General features: G+C 51.4%; 1 protein-coding gene and 1 pseudogene. Both read right to left on the reverse strand.

Translation table 11 applies throughout. The features are described 5' to 3' along the window. Positions 1–368, reverse strand: a 368-nt coding sequence (locus ACU8YC_RS27170; protein ID WP_446896284.1) for a bifunctional hydroxymethylpyrimidine kinase/phosphomethylpyrimidine kinase, incomplete at its 3' end; no start/stop codon positions are given. Further along, positions 365–459 (reverse strand): annotated as a pseudogene (locus tag ACU8YC_RS27175) (hydroxyethylthiazole kinase); the annotation flags it as partial. The gene ACU8YC_RS27170 and the pseudogene ACU8YC_RS27175, both read right to left, overlap by 4 nt.

The raw sequence follows: 459 nt of genomic DNA on the forward strand, positions 1-459 counted from the left end.
TTTACCGCAGAAGGGGATAACAGCGGATCGCCGCTTTTCGCCAGCCTCACCGAATCAGGCACCTCATTTCGCACTAGATGACGACGCAAACGTTCGGCAACCGCTTCAACAATATCAGTCTCCGCCAGCATACCAATTTTGGTTGTGTCGATACGTACATCACAAAACACCGAGTCCAGTTGTGCAGCAACAAAGTCAGGTTCAATGCTATACACCGACTGCACCCCGCGCGTATTTTGTGCCACCAACGCGGTAATAACCGAGCAGCCGTAAGCGCCAAGCGCCGAGAAGGTTTTTAAATCGGCCTGAATACCTTCGCCACCGCTTGGATCGGTTCTTGCGATCGTTAATGCGTTAATCCGTTTCATGCTTGCTCCTGAGCGGTCAGGTTATAGAGGGCGTCGATAAATGCCGGAACAAAACTTCCCGGTCCGGTTGATTGTTCTGGAGCTATTTGTC

The organism is Citrobacter sp. VF227 (assembly GCF_052950715.1).